Origin of the sequence: Pseudomonas sp. UW4 (genome assembly GCF_000316175.1) — a bacterium.
GTDB classification, from domain to species: domain Bacteria; phylum Pseudomonadota; class Gammaproteobacteria; order Pseudomonadales; family Pseudomonadaceae; genus Aquipseudomonas; species Aquipseudomonas laurylsulfatiphila.
Window position 1 is genome coordinate 3,303,868 of the sequence record NC_019670.1, and the last position, 25,397, is coordinate 3,329,264.

At 61.0% G+C, this 25,397-nt stretch carries 20 protein-coding genes and 1 pseudogene; 16 read left to right on the forward strand and 5 right to left on the reverse strand.

The features are described 5' to 3' along the window. The first annotated feature begins 1 nt into the window (after position 1). The 12 genes from PPUTUW4_RS14315 (at position 2) to PPUTUW4_RS14370 (ending at position 17,181) form a co-directional block, all read left to right on the forward strand. Positions 2–1,453, forward strand: a complete 1,452-nt coding sequence (locus PPUTUW4_RS14315) for a DUF1254 domain-containing protein (protein WP_015095314.1) — start codon at positions 2–4, stop codon at positions 1,451–1,453. A gap of 225 nt (positions 1,454–1,678) precedes the next feature. Then, the gene (locus PPUTUW4_RS14320) at positions 1,679–2,626 is read left to right on the forward strand and encodes a transporter (protein ID WP_015095315.1); all 948 of its coding nucleotides are present in this window, start codon (positions 1,679–1,681) and stop codon (positions 2,624–2,626) included. 54 nt (positions 2,627–2,680) lie between these two features. Then, entirely contained in the window at positions 2,681–3,661 is a 981-nt protein-coding gene (locus PPUTUW4_RS14325) for a MoxR family ATPase (RefSeq protein WP_015095316.1), read from the forward strand. Between the two features lie 5 nt (positions 3,662–3,666). Then, on the forward strand, positions 3,667–4,605 hold the full coding sequence (locus PPUTUW4_RS14330) for a DUF58 domain-containing protein (RefSeq protein ID WP_041475042.1): 939 nt from the start codon (positions 3,667–3,669) through the stop codon (positions 4,603–4,605). Next, positions 4,602–5,195 (forward strand): DUF4381 domain-containing protein, encoded by a 594-nt coding sequence (locus tag PPUTUW4_RS14335; RefSeq protein WP_015095318.1) that lies wholly within the window; start codon positions 4,602–4,604, stop codon positions 5,193–5,195. The genes PPUTUW4_RS14330 and PPUTUW4_RS14335 overlap by 4 nt, the downstream gene beginning before the upstream one ends. Next, positions 5,182–6,174 carry a VWA domain-containing protein gene (locus tag PPUTUW4_RS14340; protein WP_015095319.1) on the forward strand — a complete coding sequence of 331 codons (993 nt, stop codon included), beginning with the start codon at positions 5,182–5,184 and terminating at the stop codon, positions 6,172–6,174. The genes PPUTUW4_RS14335 and PPUTUW4_RS14340 overlap by 14 nt, the downstream gene beginning before the upstream one ends. A gap of 1 nt (position 6,175) precedes the next feature. Beyond that, complete coding sequence (locus PPUTUW4_RS14345; RefSeq protein ID WP_015095320.1) at positions 6,176–7,756, forward strand: VWA domain-containing protein; 1,581 nt, start codon at positions 6,176–6,178, stop codon at positions 7,754–7,756. Further along, positions 7,753–9,174, forward strand: coding sequence for a BatD family protein (locus PPUTUW4_RS14350; RefSeq protein WP_015095321.1), 1,422 nt, complete (start codon positions 7,753–7,755; stop codon positions 9,172–9,174). Before PPUTUW4_RS14345 ends, PPUTUW4_RS14350 begins: the two co-directional genes overlap by 4 nt. Further along, positions 9,171–10,199: an HAD family hydrolase gene (locus PPUTUW4_RS14355; protein WP_015095322.1), complete on the forward strand. Its 1,029-nt coding sequence runs from the start codon at positions 9,171–9,173 to the stop codon at positions 10,197–10,199. The genes PPUTUW4_RS14350 and PPUTUW4_RS14355 overlap by 4 nt, the downstream gene beginning before the upstream one ends. Positions 10,200–10,269: 70 nt before the next feature. Continuing rightward, positions 10,270–11,850, forward strand: a complete 1,581-nt coding sequence (locus PPUTUW4_RS14360) for an arylsulfatase (protein WP_015095323.1) — start codon at positions 10,270–10,272, stop codon at positions 11,848–11,850. A gap of 258 nt (positions 11,851–12,108) precedes the next feature. Continuing rightward, a complete protein-coding gene (locus tag PPUTUW4_RS14365; protein ID WP_015095324.1) occupies positions 12,109–14,622 on the forward strand; it encodes a fused MFS/spermidine synthase in 2,514 nt (837 codons plus the stop codon). A gap of 198 nt (positions 14,623–14,820) precedes the next feature. After that, positions 14,821–17,181: a tetratricopeptide repeat protein gene (locus PPUTUW4_RS14370; protein ID WP_015095325.1), complete on the forward strand. Its 2,361-nt coding sequence runs from the start codon at positions 14,821–14,823 to the stop codon at positions 17,179–17,181. Positions 17,182–17,285: 104 nt separating this feature from the next. Here PPUTUW4_RS14370 and PPUTUW4_RS14375 read toward each other — a convergent pair whose 3' ends face one another. Then, a complete protein-coding gene (locus tag PPUTUW4_RS14375; protein WP_015095326.1) occupies positions 17,286–18,188 on the reverse strand; it encodes a universal stress protein in 903 nt (300 codons plus the stop codon). A 273-nt stretch (positions 18,189–18,461) separates the two neighbouring features. Between PPUTUW4_RS14375 and PPUTUW4_RS14380 the strand changes: the two genes are divergently transcribed. From PPUTUW4_RS14380 to PPUTUW4_RS14390, 3 genes are read left to right on the forward strand one after another with little or no spacing between them, the layout of a single operon-like run. Next, positions 18,462–19,757, forward strand: coding sequence for a sialidase family protein (locus tag PPUTUW4_RS14380; RefSeq protein ID WP_015095327.1), 1,296 nt, complete (start codon positions 18,462–18,464; stop codon positions 19,755–19,757). Beyond that, a complete protein-coding gene (locus PPUTUW4_RS14385; protein ID WP_015095328.1) occupies positions 19,754–20,371 on the forward strand; it encodes a hypothetical protein in 618 nt (205 codons plus the stop codon). Before PPUTUW4_RS14380 ends, PPUTUW4_RS14385 begins: the two co-directional genes overlap by 4 nt. A gap of 32 nt (positions 20,372–20,403) precedes the next feature. Further along, positions 20,404–22,440: an alkaline phosphatase family protein gene (locus tag PPUTUW4_RS14390; RefSeq protein ID WP_015095329.1), complete on the forward strand. Its 2,037-nt coding sequence runs from the start codon at positions 20,404–20,406 to the stop codon at positions 22,438–22,440. Positions 22,441–22,504: 64 nt separating this feature from the next. Here PPUTUW4_RS14390 and PPUTUW4_RS14395 read toward each other — a convergent pair whose 3' ends face one another. Next, entirely contained in the window at positions 22,505–22,999 is a 495-nt protein-coding gene (locus PPUTUW4_RS14395; protein ID WP_015095330.1) for a hypothetical protein, read from the reverse strand. Positions 23,000–23,090: 91 nt separating this feature from the next. Between PPUTUW4_RS14395 and PPUTUW4_RS29325 the strand changes: the two are divergent. Next, positions 23,091–23,192: pseudogene (locus PPUTUW4_RS29325) on the forward strand (aspartate/glutamate racemase); the annotation flags it as partial. Between the two features lies 1 nt (position 23,193). On the opposite strand, the gene PPUTUW4_RS14400 reads toward PPUTUW4_RS29325, so the two are convergent. From PPUTUW4_RS14400 to PPUTUW4_RS14410, 3 genes are all read right to left on the reverse strand, one after another. Further along, entirely contained in the window at positions 23,194–23,715 is a 522-nt protein-coding gene (locus tag PPUTUW4_RS14400) for a GNAT family N-acetyltransferase (protein ID WP_015095331.1), read from the reverse strand. Positions 23,716–23,886: 171 nt separating this feature from the next. Further along, the gene (locus PPUTUW4_RS14405) at positions 23,887–24,867 is read right to left on the reverse strand and encodes a LysR family transcriptional regulator (RefSeq protein WP_015095332.1); all 981 of its coding nucleotides are present in this window, start codon (positions 24,865–24,867) and stop codon (positions 23,887–23,889) included. A gap of 73 nt (positions 24,868–24,940) precedes the next feature. Beyond that, positions 24,941–25,381 carry a carboxymuconolactone decarboxylase family protein gene (locus tag PPUTUW4_RS14410; protein ID WP_015095333.1) on the reverse strand — a complete coding sequence of 147 codons (441 nt, stop codon included), beginning with the start codon at positions 25,379–25,381 and terminating at the stop codon, positions 24,941–24,943. Positions 25,382–25,397 lie beyond the last annotated feature (16 nt).

Genomic DNA, 25,397 nt, shown 5'->3' on the forward strand with positions numbered 1-25,397 from the left:
TATGAACGTTGCCCTTCGCGCAGCCGGCTTCAGCCTGATGACAATGTTCGTCAGCTGCGGCGTGGGTGCCCAGGATCTCGATACGCGTATCGGCAAAATTGCCATGCAAGGCGAACTGCCGGCCCACGAGTCAATCGCCCATCTTTACGCCGAACTGGATTTCCAGCAGGCCACCCAGAGTTATCTGTGGGCGTTGCCGCTGGTGTCCTACGCCCAATGGCAGGAAGAGTTTCGCGACAAACTGGGTGCCCACAGCGGCGACCTGATGGTGCTCAACAGCTACGAAGACAAACTCGGGGTGATCACGGCCAATGCCACCACGCCCTACATCCTTGGCTTTGTCGACCTCAATGAAACCGGGCCACTGGTGATTGAGTTGCCACCTGGCCCGACTGCTGGCGGCGTGGGCGATTTCTGGCAGCGGGCGATCATCGACATGGGCCAGACCGGCCCGGACAAAGGCAAGGGAGGCAAATACCTGGTGCTGCCACCGGGTGCCGAGCCACCGGCCGATGCCGGCAAGTATTACCTGGCCAAATCGGAAACCATGAACGTGTTGGTCGGTTTCCGTGTACTCGATCCGGACCCGGCCAAGGGCAAGGCGCTGGTCGAGCAATTCAGGATGTACCCGTATGCCAGGCGTGCAGAACCGTCCAGGACCAGGTTGCTGTCCCCCGGCGGCAAAGCCTGGTCCGGTACCCAGCCACGAGGCCTGGCGTATTGGGAACGCTTGCACCAGATCATTCAGAAGGAACCGGTCAACGAACGTGACCGTTTCTACATGGCCATGCTGGCCAGCCTGGGCATCGAGAAGGACAAGCCGTTCAATCCCGACGACAAGCAACGCGCGGCCCTGGAACAGGGTGCGCAGGTCGGCGAACTGATCGCCAAGGCCAACACCTTCGCCAAGCGTTTCCCCGATGCCCAGTACTGGCCGGATCGCCAATGGGACACAGTGCTGAACATCGCCGAGCCGTCCCAGCGTGTCGCCTATTACGACCAGCTGTGGGAGCGCAGTGCCTGGTTCTACGAGGCGGTGACGAACACCAAAGGCATGGTCTCGAAAACCCCGGGGCTGGGCCAGACCTACCTTGGCGCCTACACCGACAACCAGGGTAACTGGCTCGACGGCAGCAAGCATTATCGCCTGCACGTCGACGCCAACCCACCGGCCAAGCAGTTCTGGTCGATGACCGTGTATGACATCGACAGCCGTTGCCTGATCGACAACCCCCAGCGCAAGGCCGACCTGTCGTCCCGGCAGAATCTGAAGAAAAACCCCGACGGCTCGGTGGACCTGTACTTCGGCCCGACGGCACCGCAAGGCTTTGAAGACAACTGGGTGCAAACCCTGCCGGGCAAGCACTGGTTCAGCTACTTCCGCCTGTACGCCCCGACCGAGGCGTATTTCGACAAGAGCTGGAAGCTCGACGACATCACGGCTGTGCCATGAAGGTCGAGACAGGAAGCACCATGAACTACCGCATCGTATTCAGCGACCTTGCATTAGCTCCGAGCACCAACGCCTGGGCCGGAAACCCGGTCGACGCGTCGAAAACCGACTACACCTTGCATTTTGACAAGGCGCCTGTACCTGCCCAAACCGGAAGTCAACAACGGCCAATGGAAACTGCCGCTGCTGACGCCAGCAACCACACAACAATAAGCGGAGTCGTTCATGATCAGGCCTTACGTAGTGCGCCCCTTGTTGGCGCTGTGCATGGTCAGCGTCAGTCCATTGAGCCTGGCGGCCGAAGGGGGTGTCGGTCGCCCGATCACCGGGCAACTAGTGTTTTCCGATGCCGGGATCGTGCCTCCGGAGCCGGGTTGGGTCATGTCCCTGACCAGCATCTGGTACGACGGTGATCTCAAGGGCAACGCCCAGGTGCCGATCGTGGGCGCCCTGAGTACCGGGCTGGACATGAAAGTGTCTTACACCATGGCCAACTTCACTCGCGTCTGGGACACGGGCAAGGGGCGCTGGAACTACGCCTCGGCCATCGGTGTACCGGTGCAGTACACCGACGTTACCGCCAGTATCAGCGGCCCTCGCGGCAGGACCCTGGGCACCGAGGACAGCGGCACCCAATTCGCCGACATGCTGGTGACGCCGATTGCCGCCGGCTATCACTTCGACGAACTCAACCACATCGCGTTCTCGCTGCCGATCTACGTGCCAACCGGTGCCTACAACGACGATCGCCTGGCCAACCCCGGCCAGAACACTTACACCTTCATGCCGACCGTGGCGTTCACTCACCTGATTGGCAAGGGCGGCGAGTTCACGTTGTCGAGCGGACTGGAGTTCTACACCGAGAACGACGCCACGGATTATCGCAACGGCAACATTTTCACCCTCGACGCCCTGTGGACCCACGGCTTCGGCAACGGCTGGAACGCCGGTTTGGTGGCAGGCTATATCCAGCAGGTCACCGATGACTCCGGATCCGGCGCAACCAGCGGCTTTCGCGGGCGCTCGGTGGGTGCTGGCCCCACGGTAGGCTGGAGCGGCAAGTTCGCCGACGCCCAGGCCAACCTCAGTGCCCGTTGGGTGCCGGAGTTCGACACCAAGAACCGGCCCGAAGGCAATGGCATCAGCGTCAACCTGACCCTGGCATTTTTCTAGGAGTTCGCCAGGCATGGTCATCAGTACCCGTTCGATCTTCTGCAGGAGCCTTTCATGACCGCACTCAACGACCTCAATGCCCTGCAAGCCAGCATCGCCGAAGCGGTACTCGGTCAGGACCAGGTGATCCGGCAAATCCTCGTCGGCCTGCTGGCCAATGGGCATCTGCTGCTCGAAAGCCTGCCCGGACTGGCCAAGACCCGCACGGTGAAAGCGCTGGCCAAACACCTGGACGCGAAGATGAGCCGCATCCAGTTCACCCCGGATTTGCTGCCGTCGGACATCACCGGCGCCGAGGTGCTGCATCAGGTCGAAGGCAAGAACGAAATCCGCTTCCAGCCCGGCCCGCTGTTCGGCAACCTGATCCTGGCCGACGAAATCAACCGTGCGCCGGCCAAGGTCCAGGCCGCGTTGCTCGAAGCCATGGAAGAGCGCCAGATCACCGTGGCCGGCAACAGCCATGCCCTGCCGGAACTGTTCATCGTGGTGGCGACCCAGAACCCGATCGAACAGGAAGGCACCTACCCGCTGCCGGAAGCGCAGATGGACCGCTTCCTGATGAAAGTGCTGCTCGATTACCCGAGCGCGGAAAACGAAAGTCAGGTGCTGCGCCTGCTGCGCAAAGAAGAACAGGCACTCGGCGCAAAAACGGCTGCGGTGCAGGGTTTTGCCCTGGCCCAGGACGTGATCTTTGCCGCGCGCCGGGAAGTCAGTGCGGTGCACGTGTCCCCGGCGATCGACCGTTACCTGATCGACTTGATCAATGCCACGCGCCATCCGGCCGACTACGACGCCGACCTTGGGCGCTGGATCAGCATCGGCGCCAGCCCTCGCGGCGGCATCGGCCTGGACCGGTGTGCCCGGGCCGACGCCTGGTTGCAGGGCCAGGATTTCGTTTCTCCGGACAACGTGCGCGCCGTGGTGCACCCGGTGCTGCGCCATCGCCTGCAACTGAGCTACGACGCAGTGGCCGATGGCGTGAGCGCCGACCAGGTGCTCGACCGTCTGCTCGATAAAGTGGCGATTGCGGCCTGATGTCCATGAACAGCGTCGACGGCCTGGTGTATGTCTCTCTGGCGCAGTTGATGGCCCTGGAGTTCAAGGCCCGTGACCTGAGTTTTGTCGCTCGCCAACCTCAAGGCAGCATCCTCGCGGGTAATCACGCGTCACGCTTGCGTGGCCGCGGCCTGAACTTCGATGAGCTGCGCCGTTATCAGCCGGGGGACGATTTGCGTCATCTCGACTGGCGCGCCTCCCTGCGCACCGGCAAACCGGTGGTACGGACATTCACCGAAGAGCGCGACCGCCCGGCGCTGATCCTCGTCGACCAGCGCATGTCGATGTTCTTCGGTTCGCAACGCAGCTTCAAATCCGCGGTCGCCGCCGAACTCGGCGCCCTGGCGGCGTGGATGGTGTTCAACGCGGGCGACCGCGTCGGTGGGCTGGTATTCAACGATCAACGCATCGACAGCATCGCCCCGCTGCGCAGCCGCAAACGCGTCGAGGCGCTGTGCAGCCGCATTGCCCAACAGAACCAGGCACTCAATGCGGGCAACCCGGATGCCGAGGGCGAAGACCAGCTCGACAAGGTCCTGCAGCATTGCCTGGCCGTGGCCGGTCACGATCACCTGATCTGCATCGTCAGTGATTTTGCCGGGGCCGGTGAACGCACCTTGCAGCTCATGCGGCAACTGGCGGCCCATAACGATGTGATCGCCATGCAGGTCTATGACCCGCTGGCGTTGAACCTGCCGAAAAACGGTCGCGTGCTGATCACGCAGGGGCTATTGCAGGTGGAATTGGCGGTGGATCGGCAACAGGTGCATCAGCCATTGGGGGATTTTCTCAGCGGTCGGCTCAAGGACGTCGCGACCTTGCTGCGCCGCAGCCAGGTGCCTTTGATGATGTTCAGCACCGCCACCGAAGCCCACGAACAACTGCGCGCCGAACTGGGCAAGCTCGTCCGGGGGCGCCGATGAACCCCGCTGTCCCGAGCATCGACCAACTCAAGGAAATGGCCCTGCCGGCACCGGTCAGCTATGCGCCGCAGACGTGGGGCTGGTGGGCGTTGCTGACATTATTGGTGCTCAGCCTGTTGCTAGTCAGTGCCCGACGTTACTGGCAATGGCGGCGCGACCGCTATCGGCGCGAGGCGCTGGCACGGCTGGCGGAGTTGCAGCAGCGCAGCAATGACCTGAATGCGTTGCGCGAACTTCCGGAGTTGCTCAAACGCGTGGCCCTCTCCATGCCGTCCTCTAACTGGAATGCATTCCCTGTGGGAGCGGGCTTGCCCGCGAAGGCGTCCTGTCAGTCGACATCAATTTTGAATGTCATGGCCTCATCGCGGGCAAGCCCGCTCCCACAGGGTCCTGCGGCGTTAGGAAACAAGGATTGGCAGGCATTCCTGCAGCGGCACATTTCACAACCCTTGCCCGCCGACTTCAGCCAACAACTGTCGCTGCTGGCCTACGCGCCTGACGCAACCTTGCGGGCCATGCCCAACGAGCAGCGCCAACTGTTGTTCAGCACCTGCAAAACCTGGGTGGAACGTCATCATGTGGCAGCTTGATTACCCCTGGTTGCTGATCCTGCTGCCATTGCCATGGCTGGGTTATCGCTACCTGCCCGATTACCGCGAGGCGCGCAGTGCCGTTCGCGTACCGTTTTTCGCCGCCATGAGCCGTGCTGTCGGCCAGGCACCCAGCCAGGCCGGTACCCGCAGCAACCGCTGGCAGTTGCTCCTGAACCTGCTGGTCTGGACACTGTTGCTGGTGGCGGCGAGCCGGCCGGTGTGGGTGGAAAAGCCCATCGAGCGCCAGCAGCCCGTGCGTGACCTGATGCTGGCCATCGACATTTCCCAGTCGATGGAAACCACCGACTTCAGCGACGCCAACGGCCAGAAAATCAATCGCCTGGCCGCGGTCAAGGACGTGGTGCACGGGTTCATCGACAAGCGCAAGGACGATCGAATCGGACTGATCGTGTTCGGCACCGGCGCCTATCCGCAGGCACCCTTGACCCTCGATCACGCCAGCCTGTCACTGCTGCTGGACGACACCGGCATCGGCATGGCCGGCCCCAACACCGCCATCGGCGACGCCATCGGCCTGAGCCTGAAACTGCTGGAGCAGGCCCACGAGCAGGAAAAAGTGCTGATCCTGATCACCGACGGCAACGACACCAGCAGCGCCATCACCCCGGATCACGCGGCCGCCATGGCTGCCGCCAAAGGGGTGGTGATTCACACCATCGGCATCGGCGACCCGAACGCCGAAGGCGAAGCCAAGGTCAACCTGCAAGGCCTGAAGGACATTGCCCAAACCACGGGCGGACGCTTCTTCCGCGCCGAAGATCGCAACGCCCTGGATCAGGTCTACAGCACCCTCGACAAGCTAACCCCGCATCAGGTGAAAACCCTCAGCCACCAGCCCAAACGCGATCTGTTCTGGTGGCCGCTGGGCGCAGCCCTTGCGCTGCTGGCGACGTATCACCTGGGCGCCCTGCTGCTTCCACGGCTGGTGCTCGCCCGTCAACGGCAGGAGGCCTGAGATGGACATCAACCTCAGCGACTTCCATTTCCTGCGCCCCGTGTGGCTGTTGCTCGTCGTGTTCGGCGCACTGCTGCCAGTGCTGTGGCGACATAGCCAGGATTTGCAGCGTCGCTGGCGCAGCAATATCGCGGCACACCTGCTGCCGCATCTGCTCATCACCCCGCAAGACCGGCACCGCCTGCGCCCGGTGCATCTGCTGTTTGCGCTGTTGGTACTGGGCGCCCTCGCCGCCGCCGGGCCGACCTGGGAACAGGATCGCCCGGATTTTCTGGAAAACCGCGCGCCGCTGATCATCGCCGTCGACCTGTCGCCGTCCATGGACGCCAGCGATGTCCCACCCAGTCGCCTGGAAGCGGTCAAGCACAAGCTCCACGACCTGGTCCAGCGCCGCGCCGGTTCGCGCAACGCCTTGATTGCCTATGCCGGCAGCGCGCATCTGGTTTTACCCGCCACCGACGATCCGGCGCTGCTCGATACCTTCATTCAGGCCCTGAGCACCGATCTGATCGAAAAACCGGGGAAAGATGTCGGTGCCGTTATCGATCAGGCCAAGCGCCTGCTGGCCGCCGAAAAAACACCCGGTACCCTGCTGCTGATCACCGATGGCGCCGACACCACGGCACTGGCCGGGCTGGACAAACGACTGGCTGGCAGTGCGTTGCAAGTGCTGATTCTGGCGGCCGGCAGCACCGACGGCGGGATCATCCGCGATGCCAGCGGCCAGCCGCGCATCGACAGCAATGGTCGCCCGCAACTCGGCAGTTTCGACCAGGACGCCCTCAAGCAGCTTGCCTCAACGCTGGATGCCCCGCTGGGCAGCCTGACCCTCAACGATGACGATCTGGACTGGATCGAACTGTATGCCGAGCAGCACTACCAGTCAGCCAGCGACGAACAGCGTGAGTTGCACTGGAAAGACGCCGGCTACTGGTTTTGCTGGCCGCTGCTGCTGTTTGCTTTCTTCAGCGTACGCAGGGGCTGGAGCGTGAACTGGATGGCTGGACTGCTGCTGGCGGTGGGCCTGGGGCTGCAATCGGCGCCGGCACAGGCCAACGCGCTGACCGATGCCTTTTTCACCCGCGACCAGCAAGGCCGCTGGGCCTTCGAACACCAGCACTACCCTCAGGCGGCGGCGCTGTTCGTCGATCCCTACTGGAAAGGCGTGGCCGCCTACAATGCGGCCGATTTCGACCTGGCACTGGCCAGTTTCGCGCGGCTCGATACACCGCAGGCGTATTTCTACCTGGGCAATATCTACGTGCGCCGGTTCAAGTTCGATCAGGCCATCGCCACCTATAACCAGGCGCTGAAGTTGCAACCGCAGTTCCCCGAAGCCACGGCCAACCTGGCGCTGGCCATCGCCTTGCAGAAAGACACCGAAAGCGCCGAGAAAAACACGCCAGAGGTCAAACCCGACGAAATCAAGATGGACAAGGCACCGGGCAAGGGCCAGAGCAAACAGGTGCAGACCCAACAGGCCGCCTCGGATGAGCAGTGGCTGCAGAACCTGACCACGTCGCCGGCGAAGTTTCTCAAGCAGAAGTTCAGCCTGCAGGATCAGGCGGGGGCCAAGCCATGATCAGCCTGAAAGTCCGTGTCGCGGCCTTCGCGAGCAAGCCCGCTCCCACACTGGATTTGTGTGCGCCACCGATCCCCTGTGGGAGCGGGCTTGCCCGCGAATGGGCCAGAACGCTCACCACAAAACTCGGCACCTTGCTCCTTTGCCTGATCAGCACTGGCACCCTCGCCGCCGAACCCCAGCTGCGGGTCAGCGCCACCCTGCAACCCACCACCCCCGTCATGGTCGGCAGCCTGGTCGAACTGCAACTCGATGTCTTCACCGACACCTGGTTCACCAGCGCCCCCACCCTGCCCGACCTGAAACTGCCCGGTGCACTGGTGATGCCGCCGGACGGCCACGCCGAACACCTGAACCAGACGATCGACGGCCAATCCTTCAGCGGCATGCGCTACAGCTATCTGATCACCCCGAACCTGGCCCAGGGCTTCGACATTCCGGCGCTGACCGTACAAGCCACACCGGGCCAGGCCAGCCACGCACTCAGCGCCCACAGTCAACCACTGCACTTCAACGCCGCACAGCCGCCGGGATTCCAGCCCGGGGAGGCGGTGCTGGTGGCGCAAGGGCTACGGCTTACCCAAAAGATCATCCATTCGGCCACGCCGCTGAAGGTCGGCGACAGCATCACCCGGGAACTGACGCTACAGGCCGACGGTGCCCTGGGCATGTCATTGCCGACACCGACGCTGGAGGCCATCAGGGGCCTGAGTCGCTACCCGAAAGCAGCGCAAATCCGCAATCTGGATGACGGTCGCGGCCACTTCAATGGCGGCCAGCGCATCGACAGCGTGACGTATCGAATCGACACCGAAGGCCACTACAGCCTGCCATCCGTCGAACTGAAATGGTGGGATGCCAGCAGCCAGCAAACCCGCACGGCCACGGTGCCTGGCGTGACCTTCGACGCCGCGGCCAACAGCGCCTACAAGCCGGTATTTTCAATCACCGAAGACCTGAAAAAACTCGGCCAGCACAATCGCCTGCATCTTTCCGGGCACTGGTTCGGACTATTGGCCCTGGCGTTGGTGGCACTGGGCTGGTTCAGTCGCCCGCTCGTACACCGCGCATACCTCAAGTGGCAAGCCCGCCGCCGCGCCCGACACGCCGCCTGGCTCGAGTCCGCCGACTACGCGTGGAAGCAGATTCCGGCACAACTGGAGAGCAAACCGACGCAATTGAGCGCCCTGTACCTGTGGACCCGACGCAGCCGCCGGGGCCTGAAACTGACCGGTCTCGGCCCGCGCCTGCAAAGCTTCCTGCGGGCCTGTTACGGCCGCGAAACGGACAAAGAGCAGGCTCTGCGCCAAATCAGGGAATCCTTGTCTACGCTGCATAGTCAGGCCGAGTGCAACAGAGAATCAGTCTCTTCTGCTCTTCATCCGCTCAACCCCGTTCACAAGAAGGGTTTCCCATGACGAATTCGATATCGTTACACCATCATCGCGTATTCAGCTTCCTGCTGACCCTGGTCTTGAGCCTGCCGCTGCTGGTCCAGGCAGCCGAACCGCTGCCCTCGTGGAACGATGGACCGTCGAAAAAGCAGATCATCGAGTTCGTGCAGGCGGTGACCGATCAAAACAGCAAGGACTTCGTCAAACCCGAAGACCGCATTGCCGTGTTCGATAACGACGGCACCTTGTGGAGCGAGCAGCCGATGTACTTCGAATTGCTGTTCGCCCTCGAAGAAGTCAAACGCACAGCGCCGCAGCACCCGGAATGGAAAACCACCCAGCCATTCCAGGCCGTGCTGGAAAACGATCACAAGGCACTGGCCGCCAGCGGCATGGAAGGCATGATGAAGATCTTCGGGGCGACCCACACCGGCATGACCAGTGAAGCGTTCGATGACTACGCCAAGACCTGGCTGAGTCAGGCCAGGCATCCGAAAACCGGCAAGCCGTACACCGAAATGATCTTCCAGCCGATGCTGGAGATGCTCGACTACCTGCGCGGCAACGCCTTCAAGACCTACATCGTCTCCGGTGGCGATACCGGGTTCATGCGCGCCTTTGCCGAGAAGGTCTATGGCGTTCCACCGGAGCAGGTGATCGGCACCACCTTCGTCACCGCGTTCCAGTACAAGGACGGCGAGGCGTCGATCCTGCGCACGCCGAAACTGGCCCACAACGACGATGGCCCGGGCAAGCCGGAAAGCATCGACGCGGTAATCGGTCGTCGTCCGATCCTCGCGTTCGGCAATTCCGACGGTGACCTGCAAATGCTCCAGTGGACCGCCGCCGGTCCCGGCAAACGATTCATGGGGCTGGTGCATCACACCGACGCCAAACGCGAATGGGCTTACGACCGACAGTCGCAGATCGGTCGCCTGGACAAGGCCCTGGACGAAGCGAACAAGCGTGGCTGGACAGTCGTCGACATGGCGTCCGAATGGCGCCGGATCTATCCGTACGACGCCGCCACACCCGAGCAAGTGCAATAAAAAAAGCGTTACGCAGGACCGCAATAAACGTTTGTCGCATTCAGCGACGCAGTGAAAAGGAGCCAGTCAGATGACTCGCATAGGTAAGTGGCTACCGAAACTCGCCCTGGTGGCAACCTCGGTGATGGCGATTTCGGCAACAGCCGGAGCCGCTGATAAACCCAACATTCTGGTGATCTTCGGCGACGATATCGGCCAGACCAACATCAGCGCCTATTCCATGGGCGTGGTTGGCTACAAGACGCCGAACATCGACCGCATTGCCAAAGAAGGCATGATGTTCACCGACTATTACGCGGAGAACAGCTGCACCGCCGGCCGGTCTTCGTTCATCACTGGCCAGACGCCTTTGCGTACCGGCCTGTCGAAAGTCGGCATCCCGGGCGCACCGGTTGGCCTGCAAAAGCGTGATATCACCATCGCCCAGGCGCTCAAGTCCCAAGGCTACGCCACCGGCCAGTTCGGCAAGAACCACCTGGGCGACAAGGATGAATACCTGCCGACCAACCACGGTTTCGACGAGTTCTTCGGCAACCTGTACCACCTCAACGCCGAAGAAGAGCCTGAGCGTCCGTACTGGCCAAAAGACGATGCCGAGTTCGTCAAGGCCAACACCCCGCGGGGCGTGATCCACAGCTTCGCCGACGGCAAGATCGAAGACACCGGTGCGCTGACCACCAAGCGCATGGAAACCATCGACGATGAAACTACCGCTGCGGCGCAAGCGTTCATCGAGAAACAAGCGAAGGCCGACAAACCGTTCTTCGTCTGGATGAACACCACGCGCATGCATCTGTTCACCCACGTGCGCGATTCGATGAAGGGCCAGAGCGGCATGCCCGGCAACGAATACGCCGATGGCATGCTGGAACACGACGGCGACGTCGGCAAACTGCTGAAGACCCTCGATGACCTGAAAATCGCCGACAACACCATCGTCGTCTACACCACCGACAACGGCCCGAACCAGTTCTCCTGGCCGGACGCAGCGACCACGCCGTTCCGTAACGAGAAGAACTCCAACTGGGAAGGCGCCTACCGCGTGCCGGCGATCATTCGCTGGCCGGGCAAGATCAAGGCCGGTGAAGTCTCCAACGAAATGTTTTCGGGCATGGACTGGTTCCCGACCTTGCTGGCAGCCGCGGGCGAAACCGACGTGAAGGAAAAGCTGCTCAAGGGGTGGGCACCGACCTCGGGTGGCAACAACTTCAAAGTGCACCTGGACGGTTTCAACCAACTGCCCTACCTGACCGGCCAACAACCTAAAGGCGAGCGCAAGGAGTTCTACTACTTCAACGACGACGGCGTGCTGGTGTCGATGCGCTTCGGTAACTGGAAAGTGGTGTTCTGCGAACAACGCGAGCCCGGTGGTTTTAAAGTCTGGAGCGAACCGTTCGTGTGCCTGCGCGTACCGAAAATCTTCAACCTGAGGATGGACCCGTATGAACGGGCCGACGTGGTTTCCGACCAGTATTACGATTGGCAGACCAAAAACGTCTACCTGGCCGCGCAAGCCGTACAAAAAGCGGCCGGGTTCCTGCAAACGTTCATCGAATACCCGCCAAGCCAGAAACCGGCCAGCTTCAGCATCGACCAGATCCGTGCGGCGGTAGATGCCAAGATCGCTGAAAAAATGAAAGCTGCACAGTAAGACCGCCGCTCGCCCTCACCGGCGAGCGGACTTTTTTGTGGCAAACACTATTCTGTGGCGAGGGGGCTTGCCCCCGTTCGGCTGCGAAGCAGTCGCAAACCAGGCGATTTGATTTGCCTGAAACAACGCATGGGGCTGCTTCGCAACCCAACGGGGGCAAGCCCCCTCGCCACATTGGTTTTTGTAAGGTTTGAAATTATCTGACTGACTCAGATCCAGCAGTCACTGTTTTAACGTACCAGTACAAGGCAATCTGCAATGACCTCACGTGTCGCCAGCAAGTCGTCGGCCATACCTGCCCCTCAAGTCGCCTCCCCGGCGCTGTTGATCCCCGCCCTGCTGCTGTTTGTCTCCGGCGCCGCGGCGCTGGTGTATCAGGTGCTGTGGATCAAGCAGCTGTCGTTGGTCGTGGGCGTCGAGGTCTACGCCATCACCACCGGGATCAGCGCATTCTTTGCCGGGCTGGCCTTGGGCGGCTTGCTGTTCGGCCGCTGGGCAGACCGGATGCAGCACCCAGTTGTGCTCTACGCCGGTCTGGAAGTGCTGGTGGCGCTGCTGGGTGTCGCTGCGACCTTCGCCATGAGCCTGGCGGCCAGCCCGTTTGCCTGGCTGGAAGCGCACGTGGGCTTGCTGGCCTGGGTACTGCCGTTCGCGCTGGTGGGCATTCCTGCGTTGCTGATGGGCGGCACCCTGCCGGTGCTGGTTCGCTCCCTGGCCACTGACCCGCAACACCTGGGCAAGGCCGGCGGGCAACTGTATGCGGCGAACACCGCCGGGGCCATCGCCGGCACCCTGCTCGCCGCGTTCGTGCTGGTTGCCACCCTCGGCGTGCGCGGCAGTGCGCTGGCCGCTGCCATGCTGAACCTGCTGGCCGCCGCAGGGGCCCTGTGGTTCCAGCGCCGGCGCGTGGCCCCCGTTGATACGGTAGCGAAACATCACGTTCAAAAAGCCCCCGACCGCCTGGCCCTGTGGCTGTACGCCATTGCCGGTGGCGTAGCGCTGGGCTACGAAGTGGTGTGGTCGCAATCGATCGTGCAGTTCATGAGCACCCGTACCTACGCCTTTGCCGTGGTGCTGGCAACCTACCTCACCGGGTTGTTCCTGGGCAGCATGCTGCTGGCCCGTCGGGTCGATCGCCTGCGTGATCCCTGGGGGGTGTTCGGTTTGCTGATTGCCGCAGCCGGAGCGATTGCCTTGCTGGAAGTGGCGTTGCTCGGACGCTGGCTGGTGCTCGCCCAGACCCTGGCCGAATCCTGGGTATTGTCATGGGGCGGCAGTGAACTGGCGGGCATGAGCACGCGCTTTGCGGTGGCGGCCTTGAGCATTGTATTTGTACCGACCCTGTTGCTGGGTGCGGCGTTCCCCTTGGCCCTGCGCTTGAGCGTCGGCGGCGCACAGGTGGGGCGCAACGTCGGTGAAGTCGTCGCGTTCAATACCCTTGGCGGGATCATCGGCGTTATGCTCTGCGGCTTTGTCCTGATCCCGATGCTGGGCCTGGTACGGACCCTGGGCCTGCTGGCGATGATCGCCGCCGGTATCGCGTACCTCGCCGTGCGCAAGGGCCATGGTGTGAAGAAAGGCCGGCGTCAGGCGGTGGTTGCCATTGGCCTGGTGTCCTTGGCACTGGCCGTGTTCACGCCGGCCAACAAGCTCGCCAGCCTGCTGCCGGGCGCACGCAATGGCACGCTGACGTTTTACGAAGAAGGCCGTGGCGGGACCGTCGCCGTGGTCACCCAGGGCAAGGGCGAACGGGCGTTCCAGCGTTTGTATATCCAGGGCGTGTCCAATACCGGCGACGCCATGCCGTCCCTGCGTTACATGCGGATTCAGGCGCTGCTGCCCTTGCTGATCCACAACGGTGAACCGCGTTCGGCGCTGGTGATCGGGTTCGGCACCGGCATCACCGCCGGCGCCCTGACCCGCTACCCCGGCCTGGAACATCGCGTGGTCGCCGAACTGCTGCCTTCGGTGGTCAAGGCGGCCCCCTTGTTCAAGGGCAATTTCAATGCCGCGGCCGATCCGGGTGTCGATGTGCGCTTGCGTGACGGTCGCCAGGAACTGCTGCGCAATCCACAGCGCTACGACCTGATCACCCTTGAACCGCCACCGCCCTCCGCTGCCGGTGTGGTCAACCTGTACTCCCGGGACTTCTACCAACTGGCCGCCAGCCGTTTGCAAAAACAGGGCCTGGTCGCCCAATGGCTGCCGCTGCCGACGCAGAACATCGACGACTCGCGCTCACTGGTGCGCAGCTTCCTCGACGTATTCCCCTACGCGAACCTGTGGACCAGCGAGTTCCACGAGATGCTGCTGGTGGGTTCGATGGAGCCGATTGAGCTGGATGCGGCGAAGATCAACGCACGCTTCCAGCAGGACAGCGTCCGCAGCACCTTGCAGGATATCGGCATCGGCTCGGCCGCGGCGTTGCTCGCCACCTGGGTGACTGACCGTGCGGGGCTGGAACGCTTCGCTGGGCAAGCGCAACCGGTGACGGACGATCAGCCGCGCATCGAATACGCGCCATGGGTACGCGCCAGGGAAATCACCCGAGTGCTGCCCGCCCTGCTCGGCCTGCATCAGCCACCCGCACTGTTGAACGCCGATGCCGGGTTCATCGAGCGCATGAACACCCAGCAACAACGCCTGATGCAGTTCTACCGGGCGAGCCTGCATGCCTATGAGGGTGACCGTGAGGGCTGGGCCAGGGAGATGCGCGAGGTGATGCGCGGGGATTCCGGGAATCCGTATTACCGGTGGTTTGTCGGGGAGTGATGCTGCGCCTTGGCGGCCGCCTTCGCGTGCAGGCTCGCTCCCACATGAGGATGTGTTCCCCTGTGGGAGCGAGCCTGCTCGCGAAGAGGCCATCTGCCTCAAAACAATGCCATTTGACAGACGCCGACCCTCCGGCAAAGCTGCATCAAGCCTCAACGCGCGCCTGACGGCAATCGCACCTGGACCATGGAAGTCGTAATGCCGAAAAATAAAAACAAAGCTGCACAGCCAAACCCTGATTCGCAACCGACCCTGATCAACCGTTATCTGTTCCCCGTCACCGTCGGCATCCTGTTGCTGACTGTGGCGGGTATTGGCTGGTTTTTGCTGAGCAGCACACCCACGCCGCCCAAGCCGGTCACCGTCAGCCCCCCTGCTGTTCAACCGGCCAAACCGCAACCCGTCGCCGTCGCGCCTGCGAAAATGGTCGACGAGCAGCAATGCCAGGGTTGCCACGGCGAGCAGGTCAAGGACTGGCAAGGCTCCCATCACCAGTTGGCGATGCAGCAAGCCAACGCGGACACGATGCTCGGCGACTTCAACAACGTCACCTTCAAGGCCGAAAAGGAGACCACGGTGTTCTCGCGCAAAGGCGACGAATACTGGGTCAACACGCCGGGCATCGATGGCAGGAGTACCGATTTCAAGGTGGCCTATGCCTTTGGCATCGCCCCCTTGCAGCAGTACCTGATCGAAGTCGGCGAAGGCCGGTTGCAGGCCCTTGGGATTGCCTGGGATACCGAAAAGCACCGCTGGTTTCACCTCTACCCGGGCCAGGGCGTGAACTTCAAGAACCCGCTGCACTGGAGCAAACCGAGCCAGAACGCCAACTTCATGTGCGTCGAATGCCATACCACCGGCTTCAAGCGCAATTTCGACGCGGCAAAAAACACCTTCGACAGCAATTGGAACAGCCTGGGTGTCGGCTGTCAGGCCTGTCATGGCCCCGCATCCAGTCACCTGGAATGGACGGCGAAAAAGACCGACCTGATCCATGCCGGCTTTGCCGTCGACCTCAAGGACAAGAACGCCACCGTCGAAATCGAAACCTGCGCCCGCTGCCACTCGCGCCGCGCGCCTCTGGATGACGGTTACACGGTCGGCAAACGGCTGATGGACGACTACCTGCCGAGCGTCCTGACCCGCGAGCTGTACGCGCTGGACGGCAAGATCAAGGACGAAGTGTTCGAACACGGCTCCTTTGCCCAGAGCAAAATGTTCGACAAGGGCGTGCGTTGCAGCAACTGCCACAACCCGCACAGCACTCAATTGAAAGCGCCAGGCAACGGTGTCTGCCTGCAATGCCACAACACCGCCGGCAAAACCACCGTGGAAGGCGTCGACGGCAAGGGCCTGCAAGCGAAAAACTACGACTCCGTCGAACACACTCGCCACACCACGGGCCAACCGGGTTCGCAGTGCGTGGATTGTCATATGCCCGGCAAGTTCTACATGGGCAATGACTACCGGCATGACCACAGCTTCAGCATCCCCAACCCTGAGCGGGCAAAGAAACTCGGTACACCTGATGCCTGCCTGTCATGCCACCAGGGCAAGGCCGGCGACAAGGTCACCGAGCAGTTCAAGCTGTGGAACACCGCCAACGCCAGCGCGGTACAAGCCCCTCGCTACGACGACAGCCTGTGGCTGATTCGCAACGGTCAGGCCGGTGCCGCACAGGCCTTGATCGAGCAACTGCAACGCAGCAACCTGCCGGCGATCCAGCGCGCGACGCTGCTTGGCGAATTGGCGCAGTATCCGAGCGAGCAAGCGTTGAAACTGGCCACCAGGGACCTCAACAACCCGGCGCCGCAAGTCCGTGAGAGCGCCATCCGCGCACTCAGCGCCTTCCTACCGCCAGCGGAACGTACGCCACTGCTGACACCCTTGTTGAGTGACCCTGTGAGAGCCGTGCGCATCGCCGCCGCCCGTGATCTGCTCAGTGTCGCGGCCAACGGCCTGGGCACGGCCCAGGACAGCTGGAATGCCGCCATCGCCGAATACGAGGCGGTGCAGAAAAACCTGCTCGAACGCGCCGAAGCGAACCTCAACCTGGCGATGCTGTATCAGGCCAGCGGTCGCAACGCCGAGGTCGAAGGATTCCTGCGCACGGCCCTGCAGCGCGATCCGGACTTCTACCCGGCGCTGGTCACCCTGGTGCAGTGGCTGGAGGCCAACGGTCGCAGCCAGGAAGGTCATGCCCTGCTGGCGCAAAGCCTCAAGGACCATCCTGACTCGGGCCTGCTGCAATACACCCAGGGCCTGGCACTGATTCGTGCCGGCCAGGCGGCTCAAGCCATGCCGTACCTGCGCCAGGCCGCGAAGCTGGAACCGCAGAGTGGGCAATTCGGCTACGTACTGGCAGTGGCCCTGCATGACAGCGGCAAGATTGACGAAGCCTGCGCAGAACTGGAACGGCTGTTGAAAGAACAACCGGCCAACCGCAATGCACGGCTGTCGCTGATCCAGTACTACCTGGCCAACGGCCAGGAGCCAAAGGCCCAGGTGCTGTTGCAGGGCTGGAAGAAAATGAACATGGGGGATCCGGCGTTGAAGTGATCGGGGGGCTGGCTCAAAGGCCTCTCGCGGGCAAGCCTCGCTCCTGGGAAATCAATGTGATCTCCGTAGGAGCGAGCCATTTTGCGGTGTAACAGCCAATCCATTCACTGATCCGCGGATCCCGCAACGGCGAGAATGTTGCAGGGCACTTGATACAGGACATGCTCCGTCGTACTGCCCACCCATTTGCCCAGTCCCTTGCGATGCGCATTTCCCATGACGATCACATCCGCCCGGTGATGCGCTGCAAAGTCGGCCAGTGCTTTGCCAGGTGGCCCTTCAACGAAGTGTTGTCGCTCAGTGGGCACGCCGTAGTGGTCGGCCAGTGCGATAAATGACTTTTGCAGTGACTTGCGCACATCGCTGCTGAAGCCCGGCATCGTCACTGCACCAGCTCCTGCGTCGGATATATGTGTCAGCGATAGATCGTAGGCATACAGCAGATGCAGCTCCGCGCTGCATTGCATCGACAATCCGTTCGCCGCCTGGATGATGCGGTCGTTGATGCCAGTGATCTGAGTCTCGGGTTGTGACGGATCGACTGCCGCCACTACCACTCGCGGAAGTGGGCACCTGACTTCGCTGACCAGATGCACAGCCACCGGACATTCGCGCAACAGGTGCCAATCCAGAGGCGTAATGAAAACGCGTTTGAGCGCCGACTCGTGTTGCACGTCCTTGATAACCAGATCCGGCTGCATTTCTGCCACATGCACAAGTATTTCTTGCAGCGCGGTTCGCGTAACAAGCACTTCGGTACTCACCTTGACCCCGTGCCCGCGAATTAGCTCGGCCTCATCCTTGAGCCACTTTTCGTTCTCTTGCTGACAGGCCTCACGAAAACGCGCACCTGCGCTCATCAACCCCAAGAGGTTGGAGTCTTCGATAAACACCGTGATGTGCAGCGCTGCACCAGTGGCTTGGGCAATGGCGATAGCTCGTTCCAACGCCGGGGTGTGGCGCATGGCTGGACCTGCTATCAGAAAGAGTCGTTGATACTGGCTCATGTAACACCTCCAAACGTTCCGGGATATCCAATTCCCCCAGCGCTCTGGCCTGTCACACCACCGACGATTTACTATCGCCTCAACTGTCTGGATCGACACTATCAATATACGCCTGGATTCAATCAATCCCCCACTTCAGCGAGTCGACTTTTTCAAAAGCGGCGACGCCTTAAACACATTTACTTACAAATACTTCATTTGCATAAAATCGATCTTGCAACTATAGGTGATAAGTTATGGCCCTCGATCGGGCCAAGAGATGCCTAGCCTCAAATGCGCATCAAGCTACCCAGTATTCCTGCCCTCGGTGTTTATCTCGCACTGTCTTGCCTGTTTGTGACCGCATGGTTACTCAATCCTGCCCACACGCATTCGTCCTTTGCGATGAATCCAGTGAAGGCTGTGACCGATCAAGTAGCCAGGCCCATTTATACCAGCCGTTTCGCCTCGTCCGGGCTGGTGGACTTCGTGCACTCCTCGGCCGTAACAGCCTTGCCTGACGGTAGTTTGATGACAGCCTGGTTTGCCGGCTCTCGCGAAGGCGCAGCCGATGTGCAGGTGCGTTCCGCCCGCTTCGACGCGAAAACCGGCGAATGGGGTGCCGAACGGGTATTGGCGACACGGAATTCGACCCAACAGGGCACCCAAAGATACATTCGCAAGCTGGGCAATCCGGTGATTGCACTGGCGCCGGATAAACGCCTGTGGTTGTTCTACGTATCCGTGTCCATGGGCGGCTGGGCCGGCAGTGCAGTAAACGTGATGGTTTCCGATGACTTCGGTGAAAACTGGTCCGCGCCGCGCCAACTGATCACGTCCCCCTTTCTGAACATCAGCACCCTGGTCCGGTCCGCACCCGTGTTTCATGCCGACGGTTCCATCGGTTTACCGGTCTACCACGAGTTCCTGGGCAAGTTTGCCGAGTACCTCTACTTGAGCGCAGACGGTGATGTGATCGACAAATACCGCATCAGCCACGGCAAGAACTCATTGCAACCCACGGTGGTTCCGCTGGATGGGCAGCGCGGCATCGCCTTGTTGCGTTATGCCGGCAACACCCACCACCGTGTTCTGGCAACCCGCACTGAAGATGCCGGACAAAACTGGAGTGAACCTTATCCGCTCGAGCCATGGAATCCGAACTCCTCGCTGGCGGCCGTCGCAACCCCCGAGCATGGGCTGCTGGTAGCGCTCAATGACCTGCAAGAGGGGCGCTTCAAACTGAGCCTTTATGGCACCGACGAAAAAATGGACAATTGGCGCTCGTTGCGTGACCTGGACAAATCACCTGATCCGGAAGGAGATCCGTTTTCACCCCAGGCCTACAAAAAAATCATAGGCAATGAGTTCCGCGGTTCCAGTGGCGCGCTGCGCCAACCTCTGGAGGCGCAATTCCTGAACAATCTCGACACACGTGTCTGTAACCCCCGAGGCTGCGAGTTTGAATATGAATATCCATATTTCATCCGCAGCCCGGACGGCATGTATCACCTGGTTTATTCCTGGAACAACACTTTCATCAAGCACGTTACTTTCAACGATGCGTGGCTGTCCGAGCGACTCAAATGATTAACCTTTGGCAAGCCCATGTCTGCTTCGCGATGATCATCTTCCTCTTGCTGCCGTCTTTCGGTTTGAACAGGAGCTGGCGTATCGCGCTGCTGGCCGCCTTGCTGGCCGCCAGCTTCATACCGCTGGACGGGTTGTCGTTGGCCACGTATTTGCGCAGCCACATCGATGACCTTGCGATCACGTCACTGGTGTTCATGGCATGGGGCTGTTTACGTCGGCTGGGCTACCTGCCGCCTGCGCGGCAGGGTAAAACCTGCATTCTGATCATGTTCGCCCTGTTGGCCCTGGTGCTGTACCCGGCAACCCTTGGTCTGAGCGATCTGGATCCTTATCGACTTGGATACAGCCCGCGCCCGATGTTGATTTTCTTCGCACTGCTCACTCTGGGCCTGTTTTACCTGCGCAACAGCCTGGCCGTCGTGATGCTGGCCAGCGCGACCCTGGCCTTTATAGCCGGGATGAAACCTTCGCAAAACTATTGGGATTACCTGATTGATCCACTACTGGGTCTGTTTTGCTGCGTGGCACTTCTGATGCATTTCACACGCTGGACGTATGGTTGCCTGAACAAACAACCCAGCCCAGTGTTTAAAGCATCCAGATCCGTTTGAGCTTCAACGACATATTTAACAGGGGAACTTGGATGGGTTGGCTGCAATCGAGACGTTTGCACTATTGGCTAGGCGCAACAGCGATTCTGTTTGCGTTGTTTGCCCTGCTACGGGTGGTGTTCTTTTTCGGCTATTCCGGTTTCGACGCTAATGCCCTGATCAAGGACGAGGCCGTACGGGAAACCCTGGGCATCGGCTTTCGTTTCGATCTGCGCCTGGCCATTCTGGTAATGCTGCCGTTGGCTTTGCTTGCCTGGATTCCTCGCTGGAACCTCATCACAAGCCGCTTGCTGCGCTGGATCGCACGCCTTTACATTTTCGCGGCTCTAGGCACCCTGCTGCTGATCTACATCATCGATTTCGGGCATTACGCTTACCTGGGCATGAGGATCAACGCCACGGTATTGCGCTTCATCGAGGATGCACAAATATCCCGTGACATGGTCTGGCAGACCTACCCGGTCATCTGGATTTCTCTGGGTTGGCTGGCAACGGTAGCGTTGACGACACTGGCCCTGGTGCATCTGGAGCGTGTGACGCTGGACCGCCCTCGCAAACCGATTCACCCGTTCTCTGCCACATGGGGCGGCGCGTTGATGGTCATGGTGGTATTGCTGGGCATTTTGGGCCGTGTCGAGAACATGAACCTGGAAAACCCTGTGCCATTGCGCTGGAGCGATGCCTTCTTCTCGGGCAATAACCAGACTGCTGCACTGGGGCTCAACCCGGTGATCTTCCTGTATGACACGCTCAAGGTCGGCCAGTCGCGCTATGACGAAGCACAGGTGCGCGAGCACTATTCAGTCATGGCCAACTACCTGGGCGTTGACCAGCCCGATCCGCAAACGCTTAATTTTGTTCGCCACCAGGCACCACAACCCTACAAAATACCGGGATCACGACCGCCGAACGTGATGTTTGTCATGCTTGAATCCCTGGGCACCAGTGCTGTCGGGGCTTACGGTAACCCGATCAATCCGACCCCCAATCTCGATCGCCTGGCCACGCAGAGCTGGTTCTTCGAGCACTTCTATGTGCCGGTGACCGGCACCGCAAAAACCGTATGGGCCAGCATTTCCGGGGTCCCTGACGTCACGCGTCAAGAGACTGCGACGCGTAACCCGTTGATCACCCGGCAGAACTCCCTGGTCAATGCCTTCACCGGCTACGAGAAGATCTACACCATCGGCGGCAATTCCGGCTGGGCCAACATGAATGCCTTGATTCGGCAAAGCATCGACGGCGTTCGCCTGTACGAAGAGCGGGACTGGAAATCCCCGGTGGTGGATGTCTGGGGCATTTCCGATCTGGACCTGTTCAAGGAGACCGACCAGCTCCTGCAGGCGTTGCCCAAGGACAAACCGTTCTTTGCGTATGTACAGACTGCCGGCAACCATCGTCCCTTCACGATTCCCAAGACCAATGATGGATTCGAGGTCAAGCACCCTACCCTCGAGGAAGTCCAGGCCGCAGGGTCGCGCAGTGTCGAGCAATACAACGCCGTGCGCCTGCTGGACTTCAACATCGGCCGCTTGATGGAAATCGCCAAGGCCGGCGGCTACTACGACAACACCATCTTTGTGCTGTTTGGCGACCACAACACCCGTATCGCGCAAATCCCTTTCCTGGCCCCGGCCTATGAGCAACTGGGCCTGGAAAGCAATGCGGTGCCGATGATCATCCACGCCCCGGGCTTGCTCGGGACACGCAAGGTCCAGGAGGCGGTTGGCCTGGTGGATTTGTTGCCAACCGTGGCGGGCATGGCCGGTCTTGAGTTCCGCAACAGCGGCATGGGTCGTGATATTCAGCAGCCGGCGCCCGAGGGTGAACGCGTGGTACCGCTGGTATTGCGCGAAGGAACGTTCCCGCTGATTGCCGGCGTGACTCAACATTACATGGTGCAAATGGAGCACGACGGCAGCTCGCCAACGCTCCACGACCTTGCCTCGAAAACGCCCCTGGACAACGTGGCCGAGCAAAACCCTGAAGAGTTCAAACGCCTGGTGCAGTTGACCCGCGCCATGCATGAAACCTCAAGGTTAATGCTGTATCAGAACGTGCGACAGTAACTGCTGGAGCCAGCGAGCCCGCGTCTATGGTGCAGATAGACGCGGGTCGCCCTGACCTATGACATCAGCTGCGCTCCCGGGGAATCAGGCTCTGCAGCTGTTGCGCCAGAAAGTTTGCATCGAACTCAAAGGTATCCGGGTCCTTCAAGCCATTGGTCTTGCGCCACTGCCAGCCAGTGGATGGCGGCAGGCACACCAGTGACACGCTGCCATAACGCGCTGCGGTAAATCCCATCACGGCAATGGAAATCTGCCCGCCGACACCCATCACATCCGGCACGAACTCCACCGGCTTGCCAGCAATCACAATGGACAGCTTTTCGCTCTTGAACGTCGATGCCTCGACTGGCACGCTCGGCCCCGATGCAACATAGGCCTCACGGCTTACTTCCAGCAGATGCGGTACCAGCACTGGCTCCAGCCACTGCTGGATCTGATCGAACAGTTCAGCAATGCGCGCCGCCCATTGTGCCGATTGCGACTCGAACAGCTGTTTCTTGTGCGCTTCACTTTCTGCGTAGTGACGAAGCATCTCGCCCAGTTGCTGTACATCGTCCATTGCGGTGATCCTTTGGTTGAAGCAGTACTGCGGACTTTCAGAATGGCAGATGCGCGCTGCCAGCGTACGACTAAAAGCGCGAACGGTATTGGAGGTGGGCTTGCTGATCTGACCCGAACAAAGCACCCTGCCCTTGCTCGACACCACCGAGCTGCAAGCGCCAGCTGCGGTGGCGTTCGCCCTGGGCGAATGACTCAGCCGGCCCTGGGCGGGCGACGCAGGCGCGCCATGCTCAAGGTGTCCACCAGTACACCGTCGCGAACGGCGTAATCACGAAACAGGCCCTCGGTTTCGAAGCCGAACTTGCGGTACAGGGCAATGGCCGCTTCGTTATCGGCATACACCGAAAGCTCGACGCGCTGCAGGTTCATCCAGTTGTCGGCGATATCCAGCGCCGTCGCGAGCAGCTTCGAACCCACGCCCTTGCCCTGCCACTCGACCGCAACACCCATGCCAAAACTGCAGGCATGGCTGCGACGAATGCGTGAGAACTGCTCCAGGCCAATATTGCCGATGACCGTGCCTTGATGCAGGGCCACTACCTTCACCAGGCGTTCGTTATCCAGCGCCAGGCGACTGCGCCAAAGCTCGGTGGACTGAAACGGCATTTGCAGGGTCTGCCGGGCGATGGCGGGATCGTTGTACAGCGCCGTAATGCCTTCGATATGGGATTCGTTGAAGCGCTCGAACGTGATAACGGGTTCGGTGGTCGGCATGGGTGAATCATCCTTGAAGCAGACATGGCCGTTCACTCTATAACGCCTTCTTCACGTGTGGCGAGAATCAATGTGGGAGCGGGCTTGCTCGCGAAGGCGTCTGGTCAGTCGACATTGTTGTTGAATCACACCGCCTTCGCGAGCAAGCCCGCTCCCACATTTTGATCGCACTCAGCTTTCGAACCACTCCCGACGCTCGCTGAAGGTGTTCTCGATCAACTCGACGATCATCCGTACCTGCGCGTCCTCCTCGGAACGGGCGTTGACCGCCATCCACACCTGACGCCGCATCGGCCGCTCGAACAGGCCCGGCAAAGCAACGAGGCCGCGGTCGAAATGGCTCATGTAGTGCGGCAGCAGACCGACGCAGGCGCTGCAACGGATCATCTCCAGCATCAGTTCGTAGGATTGCAACTGCACAGCTCCCGCCAGGCGTTGGTCCACCAGTGCATTCCATGGCCGGAAGCTTTCAACCTGGCAGTCCTGCTGCCATTGCACCAGGAGGAAATCGGCCAGTTCCTCCAGGCACTCCGGCCTGGAAGCCACCCGTGAGTAACGCTTGGCAATGTGCGGCAGGTACTCCAGTTGCGCCAGAGACCGGGGTTCGGTGGTGGCAAAGCTCGGCCCCGGCAACGGTGATCCGGTTTCACCCAGCCACACCACCACGTCGGCGCTGACCGCTTGCAGGGACAGTTCGCTGTCGAGGGTCTTGATGTCCAGGCGCACGCTGGCATTGCGCCGCAGCAACGCCACCAGGTCACGCCCGAGAATGTCATGCAGGATCGAATCGGCCACGGCCAGCCGAATCAACGGCTGTTCGATCACCGGCAGATCGCGCTCATGGGCCAGTGCGATCAATTGTGCGTGCAAGCGCAAGCCATCGCGGCTGAGGCTCAAACCATTGTCTGACGGGTTGAACAGTGAGCAGCGCAGCTGTGTCTCCAGCAGCGCCAGTTGCCTGCGCAGGCGGGTGGCCTTGATGTTCAGGCTGCGCGCGGCCTGCATGAAACAACCGCAACGGGCACTGACGGTGAAGCACAGCGCCAGTTCGGGGTCGATACCCGCAGCCAACTGGCGCCAGGACGCATTTTTATCGATGACTACACGATACTCGGTAGCGCCCCGGTGGGCGCCGGTTTCCATGACTGACATCGAGGACTCCCTGTCGACATGACACTGACAGTTCCATCCTGCGGATCATTGATGAACCTGCCGTGACAATGGCTCAGGCGCTGGGTGTCTGGCGAAAGCTCACGGCCAGGCGATTCCAGCTGTTGATGGTGGTGACGGCGATGGTCAGGTCGACCATTTCGCTTTCACTGAACTGCTCCCTGGCCAGCGCGTAAACATCGTCCGGGACGTGGCTTTGCGAGAGCAAGGTCACCGCTTCGGTCCAGGCCAGCGCGGCTCTTTCCCGCGGATTGAAAAAGTTGCTGTCGCGCCAGACCACGATGGAATACAGGCGGCGGTCGCTTTCGCCGAGGCGCCTTGCATCCACCGAGTGCATGTCGGTGCAGAAGGCACAGCCGTTAAGTTGCGAGGCGCGAATCTTGACCAGGTGCAGCAGGCCCTGCTCGATGCTCAGGCCGCTGGTCAGGGCCTCCATGGCGATCATGGCCTTCATCGCTTTGGGAGACGCGCTGTAGTAATCCAGGCGGGGCTTCATGGTGCGTTCTCGTGCT